This is a genomic window from Caballeronia choica (genome assembly GCF_001544535.1).
Classification (GTDB): Bacteria; Pseudomonadota; Gammaproteobacteria; order Burkholderiales; family Burkholderiaceae; genus Caballeronia; species Caballeronia choica.
In genome coordinates this window covers 1-519 of record NZ_FCON02000646.1, presented here as the reverse complement: position 1 = coordinate 519, position 519 = coordinate 1, and the positions used below count along the sequence as shown (strand labels likewise).

Sequence of the window (519 nt, the reverse complement as noted above, 5' to 3'; positions counted from 1 at the left end):
GCTGACCTCGACATCGACTCCTTCCTGCGCTCCAACGAGCTCTGGTGCCAGACCGAGGCGTTGCTGCGCTCCACCCCAGGCATCGGCAAAGGCACCGCCGCAACCCTCATCGCTTTCCTGCCTGAACTGGGAACCCTCAGCGGCAAAGAGATTGCTTCGCTCGTGGGCCTCGCTCCCTTCAACGCCGATAGCGGTAAGCAAGCCGGGCAACGCCATATCAAGGGCGGCCGACAGATCGTGCGGCGGGCCCTCTACATGGCCTGCGTCGCCGCTCAACGAGCCAACCCCGACATCAAGGCATTCTGCGATCGACTGCGCGACAAAGGCAAAAAGACCAAGGTCGCCTTCGTCGCCGGCATGCGCAAGATGCTCACCCGCCTCAACGCCATGATGCGCGATTCCACAACCTGGAACCCCCCAAAAACTTGACCCTTTTATGCTCTCGCGCTTGACCTTTAATACAGTTGCTTTCTTTGCAGCAGCAAAGAAAGTGAGTCCCGCCCCGGACAGGGGCAGAGC

The 519-nt window shown here is 60.7% G+C and carries 1 protein-coding gene; it reads left to right on the top strand.

Features of this window, described 5'->3' with window-relative positions; all coding sequences use genetic code 11:
- A partial coding sequence (locus AWB68_RS46140; RefSeq protein WP_143282107.1) for a transposase occupies window positions 1-429 on the top strand: 429 nt, incomplete at its 5' end.
- Between the last annotated feature and the right edge of the window lie 90 nt (window positions 430-519).